Source organism: Cellulomonas massiliensis JC225, assembly GCF_000312005.1.
GTDB classification, from domain to species: domain Bacteria; phylum Actinomycetota; class Actinomycetes; order Actinomycetales; family Cellulomonadaceae; genus Cellulomonas; species Cellulomonas massiliensis.
Genome location: NZ_HE978588.1, coordinates 2,656,740 through 2,664,395, shown reverse-complemented (window position 1 = coordinate 2,664,395; position 7,656 = coordinate 2,656,740). Strand labels below are relative to the sequence as shown.

General features: G+C 75.1%; 10 protein-coding genes. 6 read left to right on the top strand and 4 right to left on the bottom strand.

Translation table 11 applies throughout. From position 1 onward, the window contains the following. The 4 genes from HGCM_RS12645 to HGCM_RS12630 form a co-directional block, all read left to right on the top strand. Nucleotides 1-910: carbohydrate ABC transporter permease (locus HGCM_RS12645; protein ID WP_040399102.1), on the top strand; the 910-nt coding region annotated here is incomplete at its 5' end. After that, nucleotides 910-1,785, top strand: a complete 876-nt coding sequence (locus tag HGCM_RS12640; RefSeq protein WP_019137201.1) for a carbohydrate ABC transporter permease — start codon at nt 910-912, stop codon at nt 1,783-1,785. The genes HGCM_RS12645 and HGCM_RS12640, both read left to right, overlap by 1 nt. After that, complete coding sequence (locus HGCM_RS12635; protein ID WP_019137200.1) at nt 1,782-2,744, top strand: carbohydrate kinase family protein; 963 nt, start codon at nt 1,782-1,784, stop codon at nt 2,742-2,744. Before HGCM_RS12640 ends, HGCM_RS12635 begins: the two co-directional genes overlap by 4 nt. Continuing rightward, complete coding sequence (locus HGCM_RS12630; RefSeq protein WP_019137199.1) at nt 2,741-3,679, top strand: 1-phosphofructokinase family hexose kinase; 939 nt, start codon at nt 2,741-2,743, stop codon at nt 3,677-3,679. Before HGCM_RS12635 ends, HGCM_RS12630 begins: the two co-directional genes overlap by 4 nt. Before the next feature lie 49 nt (nt 3,680-3,728). Here the strand turns inward: HGCM_RS12630 and HGCM_RS12625 are convergent, their stop codons facing one another. The 4 genes from HGCM_RS12625 to HGCM_RS18265 all read right to left on the bottom strand — a co-directional run bounded on the left by HGCM_RS12625 (nt 3,729) and on the right by HGCM_RS18265 (nt 6,807). Further along, entirely contained in the window at nt 3,729-4,289 is a 561-nt protein-coding gene (locus HGCM_RS12625; protein WP_019137198.1) for a type 1 glutamine amidotransferase domain-containing protein, read from the bottom strand. A 104-nt stretch (nt 4,290-4,393) separates the two neighbouring features. Further along, nucleotides 4,394-5,023, bottom strand: coding sequence for a dienelactone hydrolase family protein (locus tag HGCM_RS12620; protein ID WP_081596465.1), 630 nt, complete (start codon nt 5,021-5,023; stop codon nt 4,394-4,396). Nucleotides 5,024-5,071: 48 nt separating this feature from the next. After that, a complete protein-coding gene (locus tag HGCM_RS18270; protein WP_019137196.1) occupies nt 5,072-5,929 on the bottom strand; it encodes a universal stress protein in 858 nt (285 codons plus the stop codon). A gap of 134 nt (nt 5,930-6,063) precedes the next feature. After that, a complete protein-coding gene (locus HGCM_RS18265) occupies nt 6,064-6,807 on the bottom strand; it encodes a GTP pyrophosphokinase (protein ID WP_019137195.1) in 744 nt (247 codons plus the stop codon). 136 nt (nt 6,808-6,943) lie between these two features. On the opposite strand from HGCM_RS18265, the gene HGCM_RS12605 reads away from it, so the two are divergent. Together HGCM_RS12605 and HGCM_RS12600 are read left to right on the top strand one after the other, a co-directional pair. Further along, on the top strand, nt 6,944-7,447 hold the full coding sequence (locus HGCM_RS12605) for a sigma-70 family RNA polymerase sigma factor (RefSeq protein WP_019137194.1): 504 nt from the start codon (nt 6,944-6,946) through the stop codon (nt 7,445-7,447). Beyond that, nucleotides 7,444-7,656 (top strand): zf-HC2 domain-containing protein (locus HGCM_RS12600; RefSeq protein WP_026075456.1); only part of this gene is annotated, 213 nt, incomplete at its 3' end. The genes HGCM_RS12605 and HGCM_RS12600, both read left to right, overlap by 4 nt.

The following is a 7,656-nucleotide window of genomic DNA, read 5'->3' as shown; positions in this document are numbered from 1 at the left end:
CGCCCCCGTGCCCTCGCGGCGCCGCGCCTCCCGGCGCGACCGCACCCGCCGGGCGCTCACCGGGTGGGGGTTCGTCTCGCCCGCCACCCTGATCGTCCTGGGTCTGTCGATCGTCCCGGCCGTGTGGGCGTTCGTCCTGTCGCTGCAGGACTGGAACGGGTTCAGCACGCCCGTCGGCGTCGGGCTCGACAACTACCGGCGGCTGGTGTCGGACGCCGACCTGCACGCCGCGGTGGGCCACACGCTGTTCTACACGGCGCTGTTCGTGCCCGCGTCGGTGCTGCTGGGCCTCGGCCTGGCGCTGCTGCTCAACCGTCCGCTGTTCCTCGTGGGGGTGTACCGGACGGCGATCTTCCTGCCGTTCGTCGCCTCCGCCGCGGCCACCGGCATCCTCACGACCTACCTGTTCAACCCGCAGTTCGGTCTCGCGAACACCGTGCTGCGGGCGCTGCACCTGCCGCAGCAGGCGTGGCTCGAGGACCCCAGCCAGGCGATGGTCGTCATCGCCCTCATGTCGCTGTGGGGCCAGGCGGCCTTCACGACGGTCATCTACCTCGCGGCCCTGCAGGACATCCCGACCGAGCTCACCGAGGCGGCCCGCATCGACGGGTGCAACCGGTGGCAGGCGTTCTGGCACGTGACGTTCCCGCAGCTGGCCCCCGTGACCGTCTTCTGCACGGTCTGGCAGACCATCGGCGCGATCCAGCTCTTCGACCTCGTCTACACGACGACGCGCGGCGGACCGCTGAACGCGACCGAGACGATCGTGTACTACCTGTGGCAGACGGCGTTCAAGGGGCTGGAGTTCGGGTACGCGTCGGCCGTCGCCTACGGGCTGTTCGCGGTGACGCTGCTCATCACGCTCGGCGTCGTGCTCTACTCCCGACGAGCGAAGGTGCAGGCGTTCTGATGGCCCTCGAGACGCTCTCGCGGCCCGCCCGGACGGCGGGCGAGGCGCAGCGCAGCCGCCGCGGCCGGCGCCGCTGGTGGTGGCACCTGCTGCTGGCGCCCGTCGCCGCGCTGTTCGCGCTGCCGTTCGTCCAGATGTTCCTCACGGCGCTCACGCCGGCCTCCGAGATCAACCGGTTCCCCCCGCGCCTCGTCCCGTCGCACCTGACGCTCGACGGCTTCGTCCGGCTGTTCCAGGAGTCGCCGATCCTGCACTGGCTGCTCAACTCGACGATCGTGGCGGTGGTCGGCGTCGGCTCGCACCTCGTGCTCTGCTCGCTGGCCGGCTACGGCTTCGCCCGGCTCACATTCGCGGGCCGGACGATGGGGTTCGTCCTCATCATCGCGACGATCATGATCCCGACCCAGCTGCTCATGGTGCCGACGTACGTGATGTTCGCGCGGGTGGGGCTCATCAACACCCTCGGCGCCGCGATCGTCCCGTGGCTCGCCTCGGCGTTCGGCATCTTCCTCATGCGGCAGTTCTTCCTGTCGCTGCCGGCCGAGCTCGAGGAGGCGGCCGTCCTCGACGGCTGCACGCGGCTGCAGGTGTTCTGGCGGGTCGTGCTGCCGCTCGCACGTCCGGCGCTCGCGACGCTCGCGATCTTCACGCTGCTCGGCGCCTGGAACGACCTCGTGTGGCCGCTCATCGCGATCAACGACGAGGCGTCGTTCACCGTGCAGCTCGGCATCGCGAACTTCCAGGGCGCGCGTCGCACGGACTGGTCGTCGCTCATGGCCGGCAACGTCGTCGCGACGCTGCCCCTGATCGCGTTCTTCGTGTTCGCGCAGAAGCAGTTCATCGCGACGATGACGTTCTCCGGGCTGAAGGGATGACCGAGGTGCAGCAGGGTGGGGCGACGCCGGTGCTCGTCGTCGGCGACGCGAACGTGGACCTCGTCCTGCGCGGCGACGTCGCGCCGCGGTTCGGGCAGGCCGAGCAGCTGCTCGACTCCGGCGACCTGGTGCTGGGCGGGAGCGCATCGATCGTCGCCTGCGGGCTCGCCCGGCTGGGCGTGCCGACGACGCTGGTCGCGCGCGTCGGCGACGACGTGCTCGGGAGGTTCACGCTGGACGTGCTCCGGGGGTGCGGCGTGCGCACCGAGCTCGTCGAGGTCGACCCCGTGCTCCCGACCGGGCTCTCGGTGATCCTCTCCGCTCCGGACGACCGCGCCATCCTCACCGTGCCCGGCACGATCCCGACGCTCACGCCCGCCCGGGTGGCACAGGTGCTCGCCGCCTCGGACGCGCGGCACGTCCACGTCGCGTCGTACTTCCTGCAGCCCGCGCTGGCCGCGGGCCTGCCCGGCGTGCTGGCCGCGGCGCGCGCCCGGGGGATGACGACCAGCCTCGACACCAACTGGGACCCGGCCGAGCGCTGGTCCGGGGTCGCGGACCTGCTCGACGCGCTCGACGTGCTGCTGCCCAACGTCGCGGAGCTGCGCGCCCTCGCGGGTGCGGTCGGCGAGAGCGCCGCGGACGACCGCGGGCTGGGCCGCCGGCTCGCGGCACGGGGCCCGCGCGTGGTGGTCAAGGCCGGCGCCGACGGAGGTTGGTCGGTCGCGCCCGACGGGTCCGAGCACCGCGCCGACGGGCTGCCCGTGGACGTGGTGGACACGACGGGCGCCGGCGACTCCTTCGACGCCGGTTACCTCGCCGCGCTCGCGCACGGCGTGCAGGACGAGGACGAGCGGCTGCGGTGGGCCGCGACGGCGGGCTCGCTGTCGACGCTCGGTGCCGGCGGGACCGGGCGGCAGGCGACCCTCGCCGACCTGGCGGCCGCCGGGGTGCCGTGATCACCGTCGCGGCGCTGAGCCCCGCGCTCGACGTCACGTACCTCGTCGACGCGCTGGACGGCATCCAGCGGCCGCGCGAGGTGCACCGGACCGCCGGGGGGAAGGCGCTCAACGCGGCGCGCGCGGCGGTGCTGCTGGGCGGCGACGTCGAGGCGGTCGCGGTGCTGGGCGGGGGCACGGGCGCGGTGGTCGCGGAGGCGGCCCGCGCCGACGGCCTTCCCCTGACCGTGGTCGAGCAGCAGGCGCTCACGCGGACGTGCGTCAGCGTCCACGCGGCCGACCACGAGGGGCTGACGGAGATCTACGAGCCCGCGCCCGCGCCGGACGAGCGTGCCTTCCAGGCGCTGCTGTCCTCGTGGCGCGCCCGGCTGGCGCAGCGTCCGGGGTGGTGCGTCGTGAGCGGGGGCATGCCGGCCGGTCTCGGCCCGGACGTGCTCGTCCGCCTGCTCGATGGCCTGCCGCCGGGCTGCCGCACCGCGGTCGACAGCCACGGACCGGCCCTGCGCCGCCTGCTCGCCGACGGGCCGCCGCCCGACCTGCTCAAGGTCAACCGGGCCGAGGCCGCGGAGGCGACGGGGGAGGACCCCGCCGGGGAGCTGGGCGTGCTCGCCGACGCCCTGCGCGCCGCGACCGGCGGGCTCGTGGTGGTCACGGACGGTCCCGCGGGCGCCCGAGGCGTCGACGCGGCCGGCAGCCGCCACGCCGCCCTCACCGGCGTGCACGGCTCGTACCCGGTCGGCTCCGGCGACGCCTTCCTGGGCGGGATGCTCGTCGCCCTCGACCGCGGCGACGACCTGACGGCCGCCCTGCGGACGGGGACCGGAGCGGCCGCCGCGAACGCGCTCGTGCCCGGCGCGGGGCGGTTCGACCCGGCCGTCGCGCGCGACCTGGCCGCGCGCACGTCGGTCGGTGCGTCGGCGCGCGAACCCGCCTGACGGTGGCGGCCGGGGCGGGCCGCTCCCGTCCGGCCGCTCGACGCGGTCGTCAGCCGGCGGCGAGCACCGCGTCGATCGCGCCCAAGAAGTCGTCGATGTCGTCGGGCGTGCGCGAGGTGACGAGCGGGAACGCGCCGTCGTCCGAGATGACGGGCTCGTCGCTCCAGGAGCCGCCGGCGTTGCGCACGTCGGTCTGCAGCGACGGGTACGAGGTCAGCGACCGGCCGGAGACGAGCCCCGCGGTCACGAGGGCCCAGGGCCCGTGGCAGATCGCGGCGATGGGCTTGCCCGCCTCCGCGAACGCGCGCACCAGCGCGATCGCGTCGTCGTCGAGGCGCAGCTGGTCGGCGTTGATGGTGCCGCCCGGCACCAGGAGGAGGTCGAAGTCGTCGGCGCTCACCTCGCCGAGGGTCGTGTCGGGCGTGACGGTGGTGCCGGGGTCCTTGTCGCCCACCAGGGTCTGCACGGGGTCGGTGCTGACGGCGGCGACGACGACGCGGGCGCCGTCCTCGCGCAGGTGGTCGACGGGGACGACGAGCTCGTCCTGCTCCACCCCGTAGTTGGTGACGACGGCGAGGACCGTGCGGCCGCTGAGGTCGGCGTCGGGCATGGGTGGGTCTCCCTCGGTCGGGGGCGGCGCCGGCGGGCTGCAGCGCCGTCCTCGACCGTACGTCCGGGTCCGGGCGCCTGCACCCGGTGGACCTCCGGCGTCGCTCAGGCCTCCGCGGTGCCCCGCGGCGCGCCGGCGTCGAGCTCGTCGAGGAGGTCCAGGACCCGGCGGGTGAGCAGCCGGGCCGCGTCCTCGTCGTGCCCGGGTGCGCCGGGCTCCGCGAACAGGTGGCCGGAGCCGGGGTAGACGAAGAGCTCGACCGACGGCTCGGCGGCGGCGAGCGCCCGGGCGGCGTCGAGGTCGCCCTCGTGCGCGAAGTACGGGTCGTCGTCCATGCCGTGCACCTGCGCGCGCAGCCCGGCGGGCCACGAGCCGAACTCCTCGGGCGGCACGCACGAGTAGAGCAGGACGGCGCCCCGGGCGCCCGGCCGGTTCTGCGCGAGGGGCTGCGCGCTCATCACGCCGAGCGACATGCCGAGGTACACCAGCCCGGCGGGCAGGCCGGCGACGGCCTCCGCGTCGCGCTGCGCGATCGCGTCGAACCCGAGCTCGCGCGCGCGGGCGACGCCGCTCTCGACGTCGTCGAACGTCTCGCCGTCGAACGGGTCCCTCACGTGGACCGTGTGCCCGGCGTCCTCCAGCAGGCGGGCGAACGCGCGCACGCCGTCGGTGACGCCGAGCGCGTGCGGGAACAGGACGACCTCGGCCATGGCGGCTCCTCTCGATGCAGCCACCGTGGCACCGGCCACCGACACGCGCCTGCCGGCCGGAGCGCGGGCGCCTCAGCCCTCGTGCACCACCATCGTCGTGCAGTGCGCCGTCCGGGCCACCTGCGTGCTGACCGAGCCGAGCAGCATGCCGGCGAACGCGCCGAGCCCGCGCGAGCCGACGACGACGAGCTGCGCGTCGCGGGCCGCGCCGACCACGGCGTTCGCCGGCTCGTCGTCGACGAGCCGCAGGTCGATCGCGATGCCGGCGAACTCCTCGCCGAGCCGCTGCGTGAGCTGGGCGGCGGCGCGGTGCGCGGGGTCGTTGGCGTCGGAGTCGGACAGCGCGGGGAGCTCCATCGGCGCCCCGAACGGCGCGCGCGTCGTCGGGCGCGCGTGCACGACCAGCAGCGGGACGCCCCGCAGCTCGGCCTCCCGCGCCGCGACCCGGGCGGCCGCGACCGACGGGACCGATCCGTCCACGCCCACCACGACGCGGGCTCCCGCTCCACCGGACGGCTCCGGGCGCACGACGGCCACGGTGCACCGCGCGTGCGCGGCGAGGTGGGCGGCCACGGGGCCGATCCGCTTGGACGGCCGCTCGCCCGCCCCGGTGACGAGCATGCGCGCCCCGGCGGTCCGGGCCCGCAGCTGCGGCACCGTCGGGCCGTGCAGCACCTCCATGGCGACGTCCAGGCGCGGGTGCTCGGCCGCGGCGCGCTCCAGCTCCCGGGCCAGGTGCTCCTTGGCCTCGACCTCGGCGCCACCGGGGGCGGCGACCCAGCCCCACGTGTACTCGTACGGCTCCTGGAACGCCCGCACGAGCACCGCCGGCGCCCCCAGGCGCTCTGCCTCGGCGAGTCCCCAGTCGACGGTGCGCCGGCTGTGCGCCGATCCGTCCACCGCCACGACGACGGGTCCCTCGGTACGCATGGTGAGCCTCCTCGCTCCTCGGGCGAACCCTCGCGGGGAGCGGCGCGGCGGCGGTCCGCCGTCGGACCGGTCCCTCGCCTCCATGCTCACACCGGCGGACCGCCGGCCACGGGGACGTTGGTCCCCGGCGGTGGTCAGGAGCGCGGGCTGCCGTGCGCGACGGACGCGGTCGCCGCGCGCAGCAGCGCGACGAGGATCTCGTCCTGCGACGACGGGTCCGGCTCCGGGTGCGGGCGCCGCGCCTCGAGCTCCTGGACCTCCTCGTGGATCCGCTCCATCGACGTGTCGAGCGACGACGCGACGTCCGCGGCGAGCTTGAGCGCGTCCGTGAGGTGCCGGGGCGCCTCGCCGCCGTACTTGTAGAAGATCTTGTGCTCCAGGCTCGCCCAGAAGTCCATGGCGATCGTCCGCAGCTGGATCTCGACGACGACGTCCTCGACCCGGTCGGACAGGAACACGGGCACCTGCACGATGAGGTGCAGGCTCTTGTAGCCGTTCGGCTTCGGGTGCGCGATGTAGTCGCGCTCCTCGAGCACGACGAGGTCGCGCTGGCCCACGAGCATGTCGCGGACGCGGTAGATGTCGGTGACGAAGCTGCAGGTGATGCGCACGCCGGCGATGTCGAGCATCTGGCCGCGCAGGCCCTCCGGCGTCAGAGGGATCCGCTTGCGGCGGGACTTGGCGAGGATCGAGTCGAAGGACTTCATCCGGGAGGACACGTGCTCGATCGGGTTGTAGTCGTGCACGTGGCGGAACTCGTCGCGCAGGATGTTCACCTTCGTCATGACCTCGTCCACGCCGAAGCGGTACGTCATGAGCAGGCGCCGCAGCTCCTCGGTGCGCGCGTGCAGGTCGGACGGGAGGTCGAGCGAGGCCACCTCTCGAGCGTACGTGCCCGCGGCGTGCGGTCCGTGGGCCCTCGGGCCGGGTGAAGCGCGGCGACCGCCTGAACCCGGGCGGCGGCTGTCGCGTGGTAGACGTGTCAGGACCGTGCGAGAGGTGGTGAGGCGGCCCGTGCCCGAGCCGGACGCGCTCCTGCGGGCGCTGCACGACGCGCACGCCGGGCAGCTGCACCGGTACGTGGCGCGGCTGACCGGCGACGAGCAGCTCGCGCAGGACGTCGTCCAGGAGACGCTCGTGCGCGCCTGGCGGCACCCGGAGGTGCTCGAGCGCGACGTCGACGGCACGCGCGCGTGGATGTGGACCGTGGCGCGCAACCTCGTCACCGACGACCGGCGCAGCGCCCGCCGCCGGCACGAGCTGACGAGCGACGCGGTGCCGGACGCCGGCGTGCCGGACCGGACGTCCGCCGTGCTCGACGCGTGGCTCGTCACCGACGCGCTCGCCGGCCTCTCGGCCGAGCACCGCGCGGTCGTCGTGGGCGCGTACTGGGGCGGGCGGTCGGTGGCGGAGCTCGCCGCCGAGCACGGCATCCCGCCGGGCACCGTGAAGTCGAGGCTCCACTACGGGCTCAGGGCCCTGCGCCTCGCGCTGCAGGAGAGGGGAGTGACGTCATGACCGCCGAGGGCCACCGCGACCCGTACCGCGAGTGGGACGCGGCGTACGTGCTCGGCGCGCTCGACCCGGACGAGCGGCGCGCGTTCGAGCAGCACCTGCAGGGCTGCCCCGCGTGCACGGCCGCCGTCGCCGAGCTGGCGGGACTGCCCGGGATGCTGCGCGCGGTGGCGCCGGAGGACGCCCGCGCGCTCGACGACCCGGGCGCCGCG